The sequence below is a fragment of the Achromobacter sp. CSND-B12 genome (assembly GCF_052906545.1).
Window position 1 is genome coordinate 5,140,570 of record NZ_JBREGJ010000001.1, and the last position, 18,921, is coordinate 5,159,490.

Consider the following 18,921-nt stretch of genomic DNA (forward strand, 5'->3'; position numbering starts at 1 on the left):
TTTTTGCCCCTTCGCCCCTAAGGATTCCCATCATGAGGAAGTTCTCTCGCATTGAGCGTTTGCCCCCGTACGTTTTCAACATTACCGGCGAGCTCAAGATGGCAGCCCGTCGGCGCGGCGAGGACATCATCGACATGTCGATGGGCAATCCGGACGGCGCCACTCCCAAGCACATCGTCGACAAGATGGTCGAGGCCACCACCCGCCCGACCACCCACGGCTACTCGGTATCCAAGGGCATCCCGCGCCTGCGCAAGGCCATCTGTGACTGGTACCAGCGCCGCTACGCGGTCGAGTTCGATCCCGATTCCGAAGCCATCGTCACCATCGGCTCCAAGGAAGGCCTGGCGCACCTGATGCTGGCCACCCTGGACCGTGGCGATACCGTGCTGGTGCCCAACCCCAGCTACCCGATCCACATCTACGGCGCGGTCATCGCCGGCGCCAACATCCGCTCCGTGCGCATGACGCCGGGCGTGGACTTCTTCGAGGAACTCGAGCGCGCCGTGCGCGAGTCGATTCCGAAGCCCAAGATGATGGTGCTGGGCTTCCCCAGCAACCCGACCGCCCAGTGCGTCGACCTGTCGTTCTTCGAGCGCGTGGTGGCCCTGGCCAAGGAACACGACATCCTGGTGGTGCACGACCTGGCCTACGCCGACATCACCTTCGACGGCTACGTCGCCCCCTCGATCATGCAGGTGCCCGGCGCGCGCGATGTCGCGGTCGAGTTCTTCACCATGAGCAAGAGCTACAACATGGCGGGCTGGCGCATCGGCTACATGGTCGGCAACCGCGAGCTGGTGGGCGCGTTGGCGCGCATCAAGAGCTATCACGACTACGGCACGTTCACGCCGATCCAGGTGGCTTCGATCGCAGCCCTGGACGGCCCGCAGGACTGCGTGAACGAGATCGTGGCGCAGTACCAAAGCCGCCGCGACGTGCTCGCGCGCGGTCTGCACGAAGCAGGTTGGAATGTGGAAATTCCCAAGGCGTCCATGTACATCTGGGCGCAGATCCCCGAACCCTACCGGGCGATGGGCTCTTTGGAGTTTGCCAAGCGTGTCCTGTCGGATGCGAAAGTGGCCGTGTCCCCCGGGATCGGCTTCGGCGAGTATGGCGACGAATACGTGCGCTTCGCTCTTATCGAAAACGAGCAGCGCACCCGCCAGGCGGTGCGCGGTATCAAGGACATGTTCCGCAAGGACGGCTATAGGTAAGGTCCCCCCCCGAAGGTAGGCCCACCCCCGAAGCGCCTGCGGCGCTTCCCCCTCGAGGGGGCATGCCTGCGGACCGGCGGAGCCGGATCCGCGGCATCCCGATACGGGGGCAGCCGTTTTTTGCGTGGCGTAGCGCCCGCATTATGGAGAAATGAAATGAATTCGCCTCAACGCCCGCCCGCGGAGGGCGCCGCGATGAATCCCATGAAAGTGGGCCTGCTCGGCCTGGGCGTGGTCGGCGGCGGCACCTGGACGGTGCTGTCGCGCAATGCGGAAGAGATCGCGCGCCGCGCCGGTCGCCGCATTGAAGTGACCCGCGCCGCTGTGCGCGACGTGCCCAAGGCGCGCGCCCGCGTCGGCGACACGCTGCCCGTGGACACCGACGTGCACGCGCTGGTGCGCGATCCCGAGATCGACATCGTGGTCGAGCTGATCGGCGGCGATACCCTGGCGCGCGAACTGGTGCTGGAAGCCATCGCCAACGGCAAGCACGTGGTCACCGCCAACAAGGCGCTGCTGGCCAAGCACGGCAACGAGATCTTCGCCGCGGCTTCCGAGCGCGGCGTGATGGTGGCGTTCGAAGCCGCCGTCGCCGGCGGCATCCCCATCATCAAGGCCATCCGCGAAGGCCTGACCGCCAACCGCATCCAGTGGGTCGCCGGCATCATCAACGGCACCACCAATTTCATCCTGTCGGAAATGCGCTCGCGCGGCCTGCCGTTCGCCGACGTGCTGGCCGAGGCCCAGCGCCTGGGTTACGCCGAAGCCGATCCCACGTTCGACGTGGAAGGCGTCGATGCCGCGCACAAGCTGACGCTGCTGGCCTCGCTGGCCTTCGGCGTGCCGGTGCAGTTCGACCGCGCGTACATCGAAGGCATCTCGCAACTGGCCGCCGAGGACATCGAGCACGCCGAGCGCCTGGGCTACCGCATCAAGCTGCTGGGCATCACCAAGCGCCGCGCCGACGGCATCGAGCTGCGCGTGCATCCGGCGCTGGTGCCGGCCGAGCGCCTGCTGGCCAACGTCGAAGGCGCGATGAACGCGGTGCTGGTCAAGGGCGACGCCGTCGGCCCGACGCTGTACTACGGCCAGGGCGCCGGCGAAGAGCCGACCGCCTCGGCGGTGGTGGCCGACCTGGTCGACGTGACCCGCCTGCACACCGCCGATCCGGGCAACCGCGTGCCGCACCTGGCGTTCCAGCCGGACGCTATGGCCGACACGCCGATCCTGCCGATCGAACAGGTCAGCACGTCGTACTACCTGCGCCTGCGCGTGGACGACCAGCCGGGCGTGCTGGCCGACATCGCGCGCCTCCTGGCCGACCGCTCGATCTCGATCGGCTCGATGATCCAGCAGCCTTCGCACATCGGCGGCGCGGACATCATCTTCCTGACGCATGAAGCGGTGGAAGGCAACGTCAACCAGGCCATCGAGCGCATCGAGGCCTTGCCGTTCGTACGTTCCAAGGTCACGCGCCTGCGCGTGGAGCATTTGGTATGAGGTCCCACCCCCGAAGCGCCGGCGGCGCTTCCCCCTCAAGGGGGCGCCGGCGGCGGCCCGGCGGAGCCGGCTCCGCGCGGCCTGGCTCGGCGGGATGCCGTGCATTGTGGAGTTTCTGATATGAAATACATCTCAACCCGTGGGGGCATGGCGCCCCAGCCGTTTTCCGACATCCTGCTCGAAGGGCTGGCGCCGGACGGCGGCCTGGCCGTGCCGGAACAGTTGCCGCAGATTTCGGCCGAGACGCTGGAATCGTGGCGCGGCCTGTCGTACGCCGACCTGGCGTTCGAAGTGCTGTCGCGCTTTGCCACCGACATCCCGGCCGAGGACCTGCGCCGCCTGACCCGCGCCGCCTACACCTCGCAGATCTTCAACAGCGAAGACATCGTCCCGCTGCGTCCGCTGAACGACGGCCTGTCGCTGCTTGGGCTGTCCGAAGGCCCGACGCTGGCCTTCAAGGACATGGCCATGCAGTTCCTCGGCCAGGTGTTCGAGTACGTGCTGACCCAACGTGGCACCACGCTCAACATCGTCGGCGCCACCTCCGGCGACACCGGTTCGGCGGCGGAATACGCGCTGCGCGGCAAGCGCGGCGTGGCCGTGTTCATGCTGTCGCCGCACGGCCGCATGAGCGCGTTCCAGCGCGCCCAGATGTACTCGCTGCAGGACGAGAACATCCACAATATCGCCGTGCGCGGCGTGTTCGACGAAGCCCAGGACATCGTCAAGGCGCTGGCCGGCGACCTGGCTTTCAAGGCCAAGTACCGCCTGGGCGCGGTCAACTCGATCAACTGGGCGCGCATCGCCGCCCAGGTGGTGTACTACTTCCACGGCTGGCTGCGCGCCACCGACAAGCCGGGCCAGCAGGTCTCGTTCACGGTGCCCTCGGGCAACTTCGGCAACATCCTGTCGGGCCACATCGCCCGCGGCATGGGCCTGCCGGTACGCCGCCTGGTGCTGGCCACCAACGAGAACAACGTGCTGGAAGAATTCTTCCGCACCGGCATCTATCGTCCGCGTCCGGCCGAGCAGACCTACGCCACCTCCAGCCCGTCGATGGACATTTCGCGCGCCTCGAACTTCGAGCGCTTCGTGTTCGACCTGGTGGGCCGCGACGCCGGCCGCGTCAAGGCGCTGTGGGCCGACATGGCGCGCGATGGTTTCTTCGACCTGTCGGCGCTCAAGCCGCAATTCGAGGCGCAGTACGGCTTCGTCGCGGGCGCCAGCACGCACGATGACCGTCTGGCCACCATCCGTTCGCTCTACGACCAGACTGGCGTGCTGGTCGATCCGCACACCGCCGACGGCGTCAAGGTCGCGCGCGAGCACGTCGAACCCGGCGTGCCGATGCTGGTTCTGGAAACCGCCTTGCCGGCCAAGTTCTCGGAAACCATCGAGGCCGCGCTGGGCCGTCCGGCCACGCCGCCGGGCAACCTGGCCAACCTGGAATCGTTGCCGCAGCGCGTTGAAGTCATGGACTGCGATGTCGCCGCCGTGCGCCGCTACATCGAGGCGCACGCCAAGGTGTAAAGGCAGCTTGCGGTTGTATGGGGTTGCAACCCCTCGCCGGTGTGAGCCGCGAGGGGTTTTTTACGTTCATATGCATTTTGGCCACATGCCGTCACTTTTTCCGGGCGGTCATCCGATAAAGTGAATTCACCATTCACAATCGGAGAACACGCCCATGAATCTGAAGACCATGACGTTGGCCCTGGTGGTGACCGGAGTAGGGGTGCTGGCCGGATGCTCGTCGCCCTCGGTTATTCAGCAACGGGACGGGACCTCGACCGTGACGCCCGACGAGCCGACCTATGACAAGAAGTCCGGCATGTACGAGTACGACAAGGACGGCAAGAAGGTCCAGATCAACAAGGACGACGTGAAGTCCATCGAAGAGGTCAAGTAACCCCTTCGCGGGATCTGGATGAAAAAGCCCCGGCTCAGGCCGGGGCTTTTCGTTTGGCCGCGTGCGTGGCTTACTTGCCCGCGTCCTCGGCGTGGTAGCGGCCCACGCGCTCGACTTCGTTCTTCGAGCCCAGGATCACGCTGACGCGCTGGTGCAGCTTTTCCGGCTGGATGTCCATGATGCGCTGGGTGCCGTTGATGGAGGCGCCGCCGGCCTGTTCGATGAGGAAGCTCATGGGGTTGGCTTCGTACATCAGGCGCAGCTTGCCGGCCTTGCCCGGCTCGCGCGCGTCCCAGGGGTACATGAAGATGCCGCCGCGGGTCAGGATGCGATGCACGTCGGCCACCATCGAGGCGATCCAGCGCATGTTGTAGTCCTTGCCCAGGGGGCCGGTGGTGCCGGCCAGGCAGTCGTCGATGTAGCGCTTGACCGGGGCGGCCCAGTGGCGCATGTTCGACATGTTGATGGCGAATTCCTTGGTGTCCTCCGGCACGCGGATGTTCTCGTGGGTCAGCACCCACGAGCCCATTTCGCGGTCCAGCGTGAAGCCGACCACGCCGTTGCCGATGGTCAGCACCAACATGGTCTGCGGGCCGTAGACGGCATAGCCGGCCACCACCTGCTTGTTGCCCGGCTGCAGGAAGTCGGCCTCACAGACCGGCGCCCCCGACACGTTGTGAGGAGCGTGCAGCACCGAGAAGATGGTGCCGATCGACACGTTCACGTCGATGTTCGACGAGCCGTCCAGCGGATCGAACAGCAGCAGGTATTCGCCCTTGGGGTAGCGGTTCGGAATCAGGTGGATGGTCTCCATCTCTTCCGAGGCCATGGCCGCAAGATGGCCGCCCCATTCGTTGGCTTCGAGCAGGATCTCGTTGGACAGCACGTCCAGCTTCTTCTGCACTTCGCCCTGCACGTTCTCGCTTTCGAGGCTGCCCAGGACGCCGCCGAGCGCGCCCTTGCTGACCGCGTGGCTGATCGCCTTGCAGGCGCGCGCCACGACTTCGATGAGCAGCCGCACTTCGGGGGCCAGGGCCTGCGCGGAGCGTTGCTGCTCCACCAGGTATTGGGTAAGTGTTTTACGTTTCAAGAGGTTCTCCCTATGCTGCGAATTCTAAAGCCTTGGATACGATTTCCTGCACGTTGCGCGACAGCCCCTCGTGGCCGCGCACCCGCTGCAGGGCTTCCTGCATGGGGCCGCGCAGGGCGGGCACGTAGCGCGACCAGTTGTCCAGGGCGCGCGCCAGGCGCGCCGCGATTTCGGGATTGAGCGCATCCAGCGCCAGCACCTGCTCGGCCCAGAAGGCGTAGCCCGATCCATCCGGATGGTGCATGCCGCGGGCGTTGTTCAGGCAGAACTGGAAAATCAGCGCGCGCGCCCGGTTGGGATTGCGCAGCGTGAAGGCCGGGTGCGTCATCAGCTCGCGCGCGGTTTGCACCGTGGTGTAGCGCGCCGCGGCCTGCAACGCGAACCACTTGTCCACCACCAGCGCGTTGTCGCGCCACCTGTCGTAGAACGCGGCCAGCGCCTGTTGCGGGAAATCGCCCTGGCCGTAGTTGATCAGGGCCGACAGCGCCGCCATGCTGTCGGTCATGTTGCCGGCGTGCTCGTATTGCTGCTCGGCCAGGCGCTGCGCCTCGTGCTCGCCGGCCGCCATCAGATGGCTGAGCGCCAGGTTCTTCATCGCGCGCTTGCCGGCCGGCACTGGCGCGGGGCTGTATGCGCCCGGCGTCTGGTTGTCATCGAAGGCCTGGCGGAATTCGGCCGCCAACTGCCGGCCCAGCTCGGCGCGCAGGAAGTCGCGCGCCACCGCCAGCGCCGGCGGATCAACGGCCTGCATGCGTTCGGCCAGCGTCTTTTCCGACGGCAGCGCCAGGGCGCGGGCGCGGTAGGCGGCATCCAGCGCCGGGTCGGTCAACAGCGCGCGCCAGGCGGCGATGAAGGCCGGGTCGGCGTGCAGCGTGCGGCCGGCCTGGCGCGCCTCGGCCAGCGCCAGGATCTGGCGGGTGGCCAGTTCCTGGCCGGCTTCCCAGCGCGCGAAGGGGTTGCCGTCGTGGGCCGACAGCAGCGCCAGTTCCTCGTCGCTCCAGTCGTACTCGACGATCACCGGCGCGGAAAAATCGCGCAGCAGCGAAGGCACTGGCATCTCGTCGATGCCGTCGAAATGCCATTGCTGGGTCTGCGTGGTCAGTTCCAGCAGCGCCGTGTCACGCTCCACGCCGTCGAGCCGCAGGGGCAGGGCGCGGCCATGGCGGTCCAGCAGGCCGATGGCGAACGGGATGTGGTACGGCGCCTTGACGAAGCCGGCGGGGGCCTTCTTCTCGACGCCGACCGGCTGGCATTCCTGCGACAGCGTCACGGTGCAGCGGCGCGCCGCGGCGTCGTGCGTCAGCTTGACCGTCACGCGCGGCGTGCCCGCCTGGCGGTACCAGTTGCGGAACACCGACAGATCACGGCCCGGGTGCTGGCGCGTGTAGACCGATTCCATGGCGGCGACGAAGTCGTCGCAGGTCACGGCCTGGCCGTCGTGGCGGCGGAAATACTCGTCCATGCCGGCGCGAAAGCCCGCCTCGCCCAGCAGCGTGTGCTGCATGCGGATGACTTCGGCGCCTTTCTCGTACACCGTGGCGGTATAGAAATTGCCGATTTCCTGGTAGCTGTCGGGGCGGATCGGGTGGGCCATCGGGCCCGCGTCCTCGGGGAACTGCGCCGCGCGCAGCGTCACCACGTCGTCGATGCGCTTGACCGCGCGGGCGCTGGCGGCAGCCGCCTCGTCCATGTCCTGCGCCATCATGTCGGCGCTGAATTCCTGGTCGCGGAAGACCGTCAGGCCTTCCTTCAGGCTCAACTGGAACCAGTCGCGGCAGGTGACGCGGTTGCCGGTCCAGTTGTGGAAGTACTCGTGGCCGATGACCGATTCGATGCCTTCGTAGTTGGCGTCCGTGGCGGTATCCGCGTCGGCCAGCACGTAGGCGGCATTGAAAATGTTCAGGCCCTTGTTCTCCATCGCGCCCATGTTGAAGTCATGGACGGCCACCACCATGAAGCGGTCCAGGTCGAGTTCCAGGCCGAAGCGGGTTTCGTCCCAGCGCAGCGCGCGCACCAGGGAATCCAGCGCCCATTCGGTCTTGGTCTCGGCGCCCGGGTCGCTGTAGACCTGCAACAACACGTCGCGGCCGCTGGCGGTCTTGACCGTGGTTTCGCGGTGGGTCAGGTTGCCGCCCACCAGGGCGAACAGGTAGCAGGGCTTGGGGAACGGATCTTCCCATTCAACCTCGTTGCGGCCGTCGGGCAGTTGGCGCGAGGCCACCAGGTTGCCGTTGGACAGCAGGACCGGGTAGGCCGGCGCGGCGCGCAAGGTCACGCGATAGCGCGACATGACGTCGGGACGGTCGGCGAACCAGGTGATGCGGCGAAAGCCCTCGGCCTCGCATTGCGTGAAGAAATTGCCGCCCGAAACGTACAGGCCCATCAGCGTGGAGTTGGCCGAGGGTTTGCAGCGGCTGACGATCTCGACGGTGGCCTCGGCGGGCAGGCCGTACAGCGCCAGGCTGTGTTCGGACAGGTGGTAGCGGTCGGGGGGCAGCGCCTGGCCATCCACCGCTACCGAAACGAGTTCCAGCTCTTCGCCATCGAGCACCAGCGCGGCGTCGGCGCTGGCCTCGGCTTTGCGCCGGACCTGCATGACGCAGCGGACTTCGGTGCTGTCGGGCGCGAGATCGAAGGCGAGGGAAACCTGCGGGATGTCGTAGGGGTAGGGCTGGTAATCCTTGCGGTATACGGTAACGGGCGTGTCGGTGCGCATGGGATTGCAGTCCTGTATGAACGAGAGTCCTATTGTAGTGGCTGGGTTGCCGGGCGCAGGGCTGCAAGGCGTCGCAAGGCGTAAACTTTCCACGGGCCGCGCGGTCCAAGCTCAGTATGATGGGCGCCGTTGCGCGCGATGAGGAGTTGCAAATGTTCCGTTCTTTCCCGTTCAATACCGGCCGCTGGGCGGCCGTCCTGGCCGTATTCGGGGCACTGGTGCTGAGCGGATGCGCCACCCCCACCGTATCGGCGCGCGTCACCTCGTTCCAGCAATGGCCTGCCGGGGTCGAAGGCCAGACTTACCAATTCGTGCCGGCCGAGCCGTCGCAGGCCAATAACCTCGAATACCAGTCCTACCAGGACATGGTTCGCGCCGGTATCGGCGCCACCGGACTGGTGGAGGCCCAGGGCGGCGCCAAGGCCCGTTTCAATGTCTCGTTCCGTTATGGCACGACGCAGACGCAGGTCATGGTGCGGCGCCCGTACGATCCGTATTTCAATGGCGGTTACGGTTATGGCGGTTTCTACGGCCCGCGTCCCTGGGGTGGTTACTACGGCTACTGGGGCCCCGAATGGGTCGACGTGCCCGTGGTGGCCCAGCGCAATACGCTCACGCTGCAGATCCACGACAGCCAGCGGGGCGGGGCCGAAGTCTATCGGTCCAGCGCTTTCATACTCAGCGAGCAGGACAATTTCATGCGCATGATGCCCTATCTGGTTCGTGCAATATTTGACAACTTTCCAGGAAATAATGGCGCGGAGCGCGAAATCCAATTCCCGGTTCAGTAAATTTCAGCAGCCCGCAAGGATTGTTCGAAAATAAAAAAGGCGCACCATTTTGGTGCGCCTTTATTTTTCTTACTGAAAGATAGGTTTTATTCTTTGATAAGAAAGCTGTCGCGCGTGGCCCCCGCGGCTTCTTCCGCGGCGAGCCAGCGAGGCGCCTTGCCGCGGCCGCTCCAGGTCTCCCCGGTCTGGGGATGACGGTACTTGGGCGCAACGGCGCGTTTGGCGGCGTTGGCGGGGCGGGCGGCGGCGCCGGTCTTGCGGCGACCACCGCTGCTGGCGGTGCGAACGGATTTGCCAGCACCAAAGGCGGCGGCAATTTCTTCGGGCGTGATGTCGTACTCGCGCATCGAGGTGATGATCGAAGCGATCACCGGCTTGCGACGCTTGGTCTGGAGGACTTCAGCCTTCTTTTGGAGCTTGTTGATTTCCTTTTCGATCTTTGCTTGCAGAGCTGCGTAGGTTTCTCGGGCCATGGTTATTCCTGATTATGGAACTGCTTTAATCGCCGGCGGAGTTATGTTTATTTGTTGTGCCTCGCATAATACAGAAGTTACCGAGCCATTGCCGCAGTTTCGGACTAATTACTTTGTATCAAAACCGCCCGAGAGCGTTCAGGCTTGCGGCTTCCGGCCTGGAACAAGTATTGGGAATGATATTCCCAAATTTGGGACTAATTGAAACAAGATAGTCTTTGGTTCACGGGGCGGACGAATGCTGCCGGTCGGGCGCCGAATTGCACGGTTTTGTTTCACGAAGCGAGCGGATGAGAAGGGAATCGGTATTTTTCACGGTAAGGGAACACGCCTGGCCAGGGTTAGGCAAATTCCGCGGATGAGGAATGCGCGCGGCAAATCAGTGGTAGGACGACATGGATACCGTGGCATATTCGCGGGATTTGGCCAGGGTATGCGGATTTTCATTCCCATCCTGCGAGAATGGTATACGTGCCCCCTTGCGCCGTGTTTTTTTTCGGGTGTTCATTTTGTCGTTGGGTTGTATGACAAGTTTTTGATCCGAGCGCGGCAGGCCGATTTGGCGCGTCCGGACGGCGACGGAGCCGCTGGCGTCCGGGTCGTGCCGGGGGCTTCCTTATTTTGTGCCGCGAGCCCGCAACAGTTTGGGAACGGTCCCCAATTGGTTAACTTGATAGACAATATTCGCGGCCCGGGACGCCGGACCCGTGTCGGCGTTACGATAGAGGCTTGCGTGTCACGGCTGCCGCGTTTTCCGCGCCTGCGCCCCCAAACAGAGTCCTATGAAAATCATCGATCCCGCTATTGCATCCCTGGCCACCGCCAAATCGCTGTTGCTCGACCCCTGGGGGCTGACCGAGGCCGACATGGCGCGCGCGCTCGGCGAAATCTTCACCCACAAGGTCGACTATGCCGACCTGTACTTCCAATACACCCGCAGCGAAGGCTGGAGCCTGGAAGAGGGCATCGTCAAGACCGGCAGCTTCTCCATCAGCCAGGGGGTCGGCGTGCGCGCCGTGAGCGGCGAGAAAACCGCTTTCGCCTATTCCGATTCCCTGTCGCCCGAGGCGCTGCTGTCGTCGGCCCACGCGGTGCGTGGCATCGCCCGCCGCGGCGCCGGCAAGGTCAAGGTCGCGGCTCAGGTCGAAGCCGAGATGGGCCGCAGCCTGTATGCGGACATCGATCCCGTGGCCACGCTGAGCGCCCCCGAGAAGGTCGCCTTGCTTGAACGCATCGAACGCATGGCGCGGGCCCGCGACCCGCATGTGATCCAGGTCATGGCCGGCCTGGGCGCCGAGTACGACGTGGTGCTGGTGGCCGGCAGCGATGGCCGCCTGGCCGCCGACGTGCGCCCGCTGGTGCGCCTGTCGCTGACCGTGATCGCCGAGCGCAATGGCCGGCGCGAAATGGGCCATGCGGGCGGCGGCGGCCGGCTGGGGCTGGCATATTTCACCGACGAAATGTTGCAGGGCTACGTCGAGCGCGCCGTGCACGAAGCCATGGTCAACCTCGAGGCCCGTCCCGCGCCCGCCGGCGAAATGACGGTGGTGCTGGGGTCGGGTTGGCCCGGCATCCTGCTGCACGAAGCGGTCGGCCATGGCCTGGAAGGCGACTTCAACCGCAAGGGCTCCAGCGTGTTCTCGGGCCGTATCGGTGAACGCGTCGCGTCCAAGGGCGTTACCGTGGTCGACGACGGCACCATCCCCGACCGCCGCGGTTCGCTCAACATCGACGACGAGGGCAACGCCACCCAGCGCAACGTCCTGATCGAAGACGGCATCCTGCGCGGCTACATGCAGGACACCCTGAATGCGCGACTCATGAAGACCGCGGCCACCGGCAACGGCCGCCGCGAATCGTTCGCGCACCTGCCGATGCCGCGCATGACCAACACCTACATGCTGGCCGGCGACAAGGCGCCAGAGGAAATCATCTCGTCCGTCAAGCGCGGCCTGTATGCGGTCAATTTCGGCGGCGGCCAGGTCGACATTACCAACGGCAAGTTCGTGTTCTCGGCCTCCGAGGCCTACATGATCGAGGACGGCAAGGTGACGTATCCGGTCAAGGGCGCCACGCTGATCGGCAACGGCCCCGACGCCATGACCCGCGTCACCATGATCGGCGACGACCTGAAACTGGATTCGGGCGTGGGCACCTGCGGCAAGGATGGCCAGAGCGTGCCGGTGGGCGTGGGCATGCCGACCGTCCGCATGGAAGGCCTGACGGTGGGCGGCACCGCGTGAAATGGGGCGCCGTCCGCCGCTGAAATCCGGCGTGACGGCTCCAAAATTTTGTGCTAGAGTCTTTTCCCATGAAATTCGCGTCCCCCGCCTTTTACTTTTACTTTTATGGTTTTCTGAAGCCGCTGGCGGAGGAAGGGACGCGCTCAATCTGAAGTTTGGAAAGAATCCCCCCAAAAAAGCCGCCAGCGAACTGGCGGCTTTTTTTGTGCCGTCAGCTTGAGGAACACCCCGGGACCGATCCCGGTGGCGGGAAACCCAGGAGCAGTACCGTGTCACACAATACCGACGACCTTCGCATCCGAGAAATCAAAGAGCTGAATCCGCCCGCGCACGTGATGCGCGAGTTCGCCTGCACCAAAGAGGCCTCCGACACCGTGTTCGCCGCCCGGCAGTCGATGCACCGCATCCTGCATGGCATGGACGACCGCATGATTGTCGTGATCGGCCCGTGTTCGATCCACGACACCCGCGCGGCGATCGAATACGCGAAACGGCTCAAGCCGGTGCGCGACCGTCTGAGCGCAGATCTGGAAATCGTCATGCGCGTGTATTTCGAGAAGCCGCGCACCACGGTCGGCTGGAAAGGCCTGATCAACGATCCGGACCTGGACGGCAGCTTCGACATCAACAAGGGCGTGCGCGTGGCGCGTGAACTGCTGCTGGACATCAACAGCCTGGGCCTGCCGGCGGGGTGCGAGTTCCTGGACATGATTACGCCGCAATACATTGCGGACCTGGTTTCCTGGGGGGCGATCGGGGCGCGCACGACGGAGAGCCAGGTGCATCGCGAGCTGGCGTCCGGATTGTCGTGTCCGGTGGGTTTCAAGAATGGCACCGACGGCAATGTGAAGATCGCGGTCGATGCGATCAAGGCGGCGTCGCAGCCGCACCACTTCCTGTCCGTGACCAAGGGCGGGCATTCGGCCATCGTCTCGACGGCCGGCAACGAAGACTGTCACGTCATCCTGCGCGGCGGCAAGACGCCGAACTACGATGCCGCCAGCGTCGATGCGGCCTGCCAGGACATGTCCAAGGCCGGTCTGGCGCAACGCGTGATGGTCGATGCCAGCCACGCCAACAGCAGCAAGAAGCCCGAGAACCAGCCGCTGGTGATCGAGGACGTGGCGCGTCAGATGGAAGCCGGCGACGCGCGCCTGGTCGGCGTGATGGTCGAAAGCCACCTGCTGGGCGGCCGCCAGGACATGGTGCCGGGCACGCCGCTGGTCTACGGCCAGAGCATCACCGACGGCTGCATCGACTGGGATGCGTCGGTGGCCGTGCTCGAGCGCCTGGCCCATGCCGTGCGTGAACGCCGCCGCGTCGCGCTGACCTCCGGCAAATAAGGCAGGATTGCCGCAAGCCGCCGCGGGCGGCGGTTTGCGGCGCAGCAAGGCGGGCGGCGTAGAATAGCCGGATTACCCAACCCGAGAATCCGCTGATCATGAATGCTCCCCTGCACGCTGAATCGCTGCGCCGCGCGGTGCCGGCCGCCTGTCTCGAGGCCCTGCGCGCCCGCTTTGGCGATCGTTTCTCCGAGTCTTCCGCGGTGCGCGAGCACCACGGCCGCGATGAATCGCCGTATCCGGCGATGCTGCCCGACGCCGTCGTCTTCGCCCAGAGCACCGAGGAAGTCGCCGAGGTCGCCAGGCTGTGCAACGAACACCGCGTGCCGCTGATTCCCTATGGCGCGGGTTCGTCGCTGGAAGGCCACATCCTGGCGATCCAGGGCGGCATCAGCCTGGACCTGTCGCAGATGAACAAGGTGCTGGCCGTCAACGCCGAAGACCTGACCGCGACGGTGCAGGCGGGCGTGCTGCGCAAGCAGCTCAATGAAGAGATCCGCAGCACCGGCCTGTTCTTCCCGATCGATCCGGGCGCCGACGCCAGCCTGGGCGGCATGGCCGCCACGCGCGCCTCCGGCACCAACGCCGTGCGCTACGGCACCATGCGCGAAAACGTCATGTCGCTGACCGTGGTCACCGCCGACGGCCGCATCGTGCGCACTGCCGGCCGCGCCCGCAAGTCGTCGGCCGGCTACGACCTGACCCGCATCTTCGTCGGTAGCGAAGGCACGCTCGGCATCATCACCGAAGTGACAGTGCGCCTGTATCCGCAGCCCGAGGCCGTGTCGGCCGCGGTCTGCAACTTCCCCACGCTCGACGCCGCGGTGCAAAGCGTGATCGAGATCATCCAGATGGGCGTGCCGGTGGCGCGCGTCGAGTTCATGGACGCGGCCAGCGTGCGCGCCGTCAACCTGCACAGCAAGCTGACGTTGCGCGAGACGCCGCTGCTGGTGTTCGAATTCCACGGCAGTCCGGCGGGCGTGCAGGAGCAGGCCGAGACCGTGCAGGCCATCACCGCCGAGCATGGCGGCATGGACTTCGAATGGGCCGAGCGCCCCGAGGACCGCAGCCGCCTGTGGACCGCGCGCCACAATGCCTACTTCGCCGGCCTGCAATTGCGTCCGGGATGCCGCGCCAGCACCACCGACGTATGCGTGCCGATCTCGCGCCTGGCCGATTGCGTGCGCGACACGGTCGAGGAACTGGATCGGGCCAGCTTCCCATACACCATCGTCGGCCACGTCGGCGACGGCAATTTCCACGTGCTGATGTTGCTGGACGCCGACAGCGAACGCGAATGGCAGGAGTCGGAAACCATCAACCACAACCTGGTGCGGCGCGCGATCGCCGCCGACGGCACCTGCACCGGCGAACACGGCGTCGGCCTGCACAAGATGCAATTCATGGCCGAAGAGCACGGTGACGACGCGCTGGACCTGATGCGCAGCCTCAAGCATGCGTTCGATCCGAACAACATCCTGAATCCGGGCAAGATCGTGTCCTGGTGAGTCGTCCCAAGGGGCGCAGATGAAGGCCGGCGGGGGGCGACCCGCCGGTTTTTTTTTCGTCCAGCGGAACGGGCGACGGGCATGGCCGAGAGGCATTCCCAATGGATGGGAATGAAGTGGGTGCCTGGGCCAGCAACGTCCATGTCCATTCGGCGCGCAGTGACTTTACGGCTGGTTACGTCTGTGCGCCCTTGTGGCCGGCGGATGTACGCAGGATGCGGGTAAATCCCGGCCTGCGTCCAATCTGCGGTCGCGCTATTGTTGCGCTCATGAATTCACTGGTCGAAACCGGCCTGGCTCAAGCGCAGGCGCCTTATTCGTTGCAGCAACTCGTCGAGGCGTTGTCGGCCGCGCTGCCGTCGCATTGCGTGCTGTTTCGTGAAGAGGACACGCGTCCCTACGAATGCGACGGCCTGTCGCTGTACCGCGCGCTGCCGGCGGTAGTGGCCCTGCCCGAGAGCGAAGAGCAGGTGCAGGCCGTGATGCGCATCTGCAAGCGCCTGAATGCCCCGGTGGTCGCGCGCGGCGCCGGCACCGGCCTGTCGGGCGGCGCCATGCCGCACAGCCAGGGCGTGCTGCTGGGCCTGTCCAAATTCAATCGCATCAAGCATATCGACCTGGCCAGCGCGACCGCGGTGGTCGAGCCCGGTGTGCGCAACCTGGCCATTTCGGAGGCCGCGGCGCCCTATGGGCTGTACTACGCGCCGGATCCTTCCAGCCAGATCGCCTGTTCGATCGGCGGCAACGTCGCCGAGAATTCGGGCGGCGTGCATTGCCTGAAGTACGGCCTGACCGTGCACAACGTGCTGCGGGTGCGCATGGTTACCATCGACGGCGACGTGGTGGAACTGGGTTCCGAGGCGCCGGATGCGCCGGGACTGGATCTGCTGTCGGTATTCATCGGCTCGGAAGGCATGCTGGGGGTGGTGACCGAAGTGACGGTCAAGCTGATTCCCAAGCCGGCCTGCGCCCAGGTCGTGATGGCCAGCTTTTCCAGCGTCGAGGCCGCGGGCAACGCGGTGACGCAGGTGATCGCCGACGGCATCATTCCCGCCGGGCTCGAGATGATGGACCGGCGCGCCACGCACATGGTCGAACCCTTCGTGCGCGCCGGCTACGACATGGACGCGCAGGCCATCCTGCTGTGCGAATCCGACGGCACGCCGGAGGAAGTGGCGCACGAGATCGCGCGCATGGAAGCCATCTTCCGCGCGGCCGGGTCCACCCGCTGCCAGGTGTCGGCCTCGGAGGCCGAGCGGCTCAAATTCTGGGCGGGGCGCAAGAACGCGTTTCCCGCCGCCGGGCGCGTGTCGCCCGATTACTACTGCATGGACGGCACGATTCCGCGCCGTCATCTCGCCCGGGTGCTGGGCGCCATCGAGCAAATGGAAGACGAGTTCGGCCTGCGTTGCGCCAACGTGTTCCATGCGGGCGATGGCAACCTGCATCCGTTGATCCTGTTCGATTCGAATAAACCGGACGAAGTGGAGCGCGCCGAGAAATTCGGCGCGGCCATACTCGAACTGTGCGTGCAGGTGGGAGGAACCGTGACTGGAGAGCACGGTGTGGGAATGGAGAAAATAAATCAAATGTGCGTGCAATTCTCTCGCGAAGAACTCGACGCGTTCCTGGCGGTCAAGCGGGCATTCGATCCGCCGTGCCTGCTCAATCCCGAAAAGGTCATACCTACGCTGGCCCGCTGCGCTGAATACGGCAAGATGCACGTACACGCGGGCGAGCTGCGCTTCCCGGATCTCGCACGCTTCTAGGACGTCTCCCTTATGGATTTCGTCCTGTCGGAATTGTGCGACCAGGTCATGACGGCTCGCGCCGGTCACAAGCCGCTGTTCGTCATGGGCGGCGGCAGCAAGGCGTTCTACGGCAACTACCGGCCGGTGACGCCGCAGGATGGCCATTGCCTGCTGGACATGACCCCGTATCGCGGCATCGTCAGCTATCACCCGTCGGAACTGGTGGTGACGGTCAGGGCCGGCACGCCGCTGGCGGAGCTGGAGGCGGCGCTGGCCGAGCACGGCCAGATGCTGGCCTTCGAACCCCCGCATTTCTCGCCCGCCGCCACCATCGGCGGCTGCGTGGCCGCGGGACTGTCGGGGCCGCGCCGCATGAGCGCCGGCGCCTTGCGCGACTTCGTGCTGGGCGCGCAGCTGCTGGATTCCGACGGCCGGGTGCTGTCGTTCGGCGGCGAGGTCATGAAAAACGTGGCCGGCTACGATGTGTCGCGGTTGCTGGCCGGTTCGCATGGCATCTTCGGTGCGATCCTCGAAGTGTCGCTCAAGGTCGTGCCTCGGCCGATGGAAGAACTGACGCTGGCGTTGCCGGCGACGCAGGCCCAGGCCCTGGCCAGCTTCGCGCTGTGGCGCGGCAAGCCCTTGCCGATTTCGGCGACCAGCTGGGTGGGCGGTGCCGACGAGGAAGGCCAGATGCATGTGCGCCTGTCGGGCGCGCCGCCGGCCATCGCCGGCGCGCGGCAGGTGATCGGCGGGGATCCGCTGGCGCCGGAGGCGGCGCAAGCCTGGTGGAGCGGGCTGCGCGAACAGACCCATCCGTTCTTCGCGCCGGGCCAGCCCTTGTGGCGATTGGCCCTGCCGCCGACGGCGGCGGCGATTGGCGGCGGCCAGGCCCTGGTGGAGTGGGGCGGCGGCCAGCGCTGGCTGTCGGGCGCGCAGGATGCCGCCGAGCTGCGCGAACTGGCGCAACGGTTGGGCGGCCATGCGACGCTGTTCCGTACGGCAGGCACGCGGCCGCCGACCGACGGCGTGTTCCATCCGCTGTCGCCGGGCGTGGCGCTGATCACGCGCCGCCTCAAGCAAGAACTCGATCCGGCGGGGCTGTTCAATCCCGGCCGGCTGGTCCTGGAGCTATAGGCATCATGCAAACCAATCTGGCAGCCTGGGCTCGTGACACCGACCTGGGCAAAGAGGCCGACGCGATCCTGCGGCGCTGCGTGCACTGCGGCTTCTGCACCGCCACCTGTCCCACCTACCAGGTGCTGGGCGATGAACTGGACAGCCCGCGCGGCCGCATCTACCTGATCAAGCAGGTGCTGGAGGGCGCCGAACCGACGCAGTCGACCCAGCAGCACCTGGATCGCTGCCTGACCTGCCGCAATTGCGAAACCACTTGCCCCTCTGGCGTGGAGTACGGACACCTGGTGGATATCGGGCGCCAGATCGTCGAGGAACGCGTGCCGCGGCCCTGGGCCGAGAAGGCCAAGCGCAAGATGCTGCGCCGGGCCATGCTGTCGCCGCTGTTCGGGCCCGCCATGCGGGCGGGCCAGGCCGTGCGCGGGCTGTTGCCCGAGGCGCTCAAGCGCAAGGTGCCGGAACGGCGTCCCGCTGGCGCGCTCCCGCAAGTGGCCGGGCACGGCCGCCAGGTGCTGATGCTCGCCGGCTGCGTGCAGCCGTCGATGATGCCGACGATCGACGCCGCCACCATCCGCGTGCTGGATGCCATCGGCATCGGCGCGCGCATTGCCCCGGGCGCCGGCTGCTGCGGCGCCGCCAGCTTTCACCTGGACGCGCAGGCGGCCGCGCTCGACCAGATGCGCGCCAACATCGACGCGTGGTGGCCGCTAGTGAAGGATGGCGGGATCGAAGCCGTCGTCATGAATGCGTCGGGTTGCGGCGCCATGGTCAAGGAGTATGCGCATCACCTGCGCCATGATCCCGCCTACGCCCAGCGGGCGGCGGACATCGTGGCGCTGGTCAAGGACGTGGCGGAAATCGTGGCGCCGCACGCGGCGCAACTGCGCCAGAGACTGGCGGGCAAGGGCGCGCGGGCATCGTTCCACCCGCCATGCACCCTGCAGCACTGGCAGGGACTGCGGCCGTTGTCGGAACGATTGCTGGTCGAGTTGGGGTTCGAGTTGCAGCCGTTTGCGGAGCAGCACCTGTGCTGCGGCTCGGCGGGCGCGTATTCAGTGCTGAATCCCGAAATCGCGTTGGCGCTGCGCGACCGCAAGCTGGCCGCGATCGCGCCGGCCGCGCCGGACGTGATCCTGTCGGCCAATATCGGCTGCATCGGGCACTTGCAGAGCGGCACCAGCACGCCGGTGCGGCACTGGATCGAAGTGGTGGACGAGCAACTGGCGCCGGCCTGATCGCGCGGACGTTG

The 18,921-nt window shown here is 65.9% G+C and carries 14 protein-coding genes; 11 read left to right on the top strand and 3 right to left on the bottom strand.

Annotated features, from left to right (window positions below; translation table 11 throughout):
• Window positions 1-32: 32 nt before the first annotated feature.
• The 4 genes from alaC (at window position 33) to ACUTAG_RS24205 (ending at window position 4,623) form a co-directional block, all read left to right on the top strand.
• On the top strand, window positions 33-1,217 hold the full coding sequence (gene alaC / locus ACUTAG_RS24190) for an alanine transaminase (RefSeq protein ID WP_006388432.1): 1,185 nt from the start codon (window positions 33-35) through the stop codon (window positions 1,215-1,217).
• A gap of 195 nt (window positions 1,218-1,412) precedes the next feature.
• A complete protein-coding gene (locus ACUTAG_RS24195; protein ID WP_020924485.1) occupies window positions 1,413-2,717 on the top strand; it encodes a homoserine dehydrogenase in 1,305 nt (434 codons plus the stop codon).
• A gap of 120 nt (window positions 2,718-2,837) precedes the next feature.
• Window positions 2,838-4,247: a threonine synthase gene (gene thrC, locus ACUTAG_RS24200; protein ID WP_058664052.1), complete on the top strand. Its 1,410-nt coding sequence runs from the start codon at window positions 2,838-2,840 to the stop codon at window positions 4,245-4,247.
• 154 nt (window positions 4,248-4,401) lie between these two features.
• Window positions 4,402-4,623 carry a YgdI/YgdR family lipoprotein gene (locus ACUTAG_RS24205; protein ID WP_006388435.1) on the top strand — a complete coding sequence of 74 codons (222 nt, stop codon included), beginning with the start codon at window positions 4,402-4,404 and terminating at the stop codon, window positions 4,621-4,623.
• A gap of 70 nt (window positions 4,624-4,693) precedes the next feature.
• On the opposite strand, the gene ACUTAG_RS24210 is transcribed toward ACUTAG_RS24205, so the two are convergent.
• Together ACUTAG_RS24210 and pepN are read right to left on the bottom strand one after the other, a co-directional pair.
• Window positions 4,694-5,713, bottom strand: a complete 1,020-nt coding sequence (locus ACUTAG_RS24210) for a class 1 fructose-bisphosphatase (protein WP_058664053.1) — start codon at window positions 5,711-5,713, stop codon at window positions 4,694-4,696.
• A gap of 10 nt (window positions 5,714-5,723) precedes the next feature.
• Window positions 5,724-8,429 carry an aminopeptidase N gene (gene pepN, locus ACUTAG_RS24215; RefSeq protein ID WP_058664054.1) on the bottom strand — a complete coding sequence of 902 codons (2,706 nt, stop codon included), beginning with the start codon at window positions 8,427-8,429 and terminating at the stop codon, window positions 5,724-5,726.
• Between the two features lie 152 nt (window positions 8,430-8,581).
• Here pepN and ACUTAG_RS24220 point away from each other — a divergent pair, with 152 nt between their 5' ends.
• On the top strand, window positions 8,582-9,220 hold the full coding sequence (locus ACUTAG_RS24220) for a DUF4136 domain-containing protein (RefSeq protein WP_006388438.1): 639 nt from the start codon (window positions 8,582-8,584) through the stop codon (window positions 9,218-9,220).
• 86 nt (window positions 9,221-9,306) lie between these two features.
• Here ACUTAG_RS24220 and ACUTAG_RS24225 read toward each other — a convergent pair whose 3' ends face one another.
• The gene (locus ACUTAG_RS24225) at window positions 9,307-9,693 is read right to left on the bottom strand and encodes an H-NS histone family protein (RefSeq protein ID WP_006388439.1); all 387 of its coding nucleotides are present in this window, start codon (window positions 9,691-9,693) and stop codon (window positions 9,307-9,309) included.
• 782 nt (window positions 9,694-10,475) lie between these two features.
• Here ACUTAG_RS24225 and tldD point away from each other — a divergent pair.
• The 6 genes from tldD (at window position 10,476) to glcF (ending at window position 18,907) form a co-directional block, all read left to right on the top strand.
• On the top strand, window positions 10,476-11,936 hold the full coding sequence (gene tldD / locus ACUTAG_RS24230; protein ID WP_020924482.1) for a metalloprotease TldD: 1,461 nt from the start codon (window positions 10,476-10,478) through the stop codon (window positions 11,934-11,936).
• A gap of 269 nt (window positions 11,937-12,205) precedes the next feature.
• On the top strand, window positions 12,206-13,279 hold the full coding sequence (gene aroG, locus ACUTAG_RS24235) for a 3-deoxy-7-phosphoheptulonate synthase AroG (protein WP_006388441.1): 1,074 nt from the start codon (window positions 12,206-12,208) through the stop codon (window positions 13,277-13,279).
• Window positions 13,280-13,377: 98 nt separating this feature from the next.
• Window positions 13,378-14,787: an FAD-binding oxidoreductase gene (locus tag ACUTAG_RS24240; RefSeq protein ID WP_024068245.1), complete on the top strand. Its 1,410-nt coding sequence runs from the start codon at window positions 13,378-13,380 to the stop codon at window positions 14,785-14,787.
• 269 nt (window positions 14,788-15,056) lie between these two features.
• Window positions 15,057-16,556 carry an FAD-linked oxidase C-terminal domain-containing protein gene (locus ACUTAG_RS24245; RefSeq protein WP_006388443.1) on the top strand — a complete coding sequence of 500 codons (1,500 nt, stop codon included), beginning with the start codon at window positions 15,057-15,059 and terminating at the stop codon, window positions 16,554-16,556.
• A gap of 12 nt (window positions 16,557-16,568) precedes the next feature.
• Window positions 16,569-17,672, top strand: a complete 1,104-nt coding sequence (glcE, locus tag ACUTAG_RS24250; RefSeq protein WP_060721067.1) for a glycolate oxidase subunit GlcE — start codon at window positions 16,569-16,571, stop codon at window positions 17,670-17,672.
• A gap of 5 nt (window positions 17,673-17,677) precedes the next feature.
• Window positions 17,678-18,907 (top strand): glycolate oxidase subunit GlcF, encoded by a 1,230-nt coding sequence (glcF, locus tag ACUTAG_RS24255; protein WP_024068248.1) that lies wholly within the window; start codon window positions 17,678-17,680, stop codon window positions 18,905-18,907.
• The last annotated feature ends 14 nt before the right edge of the window (window positions 18,908-18,921 follow it).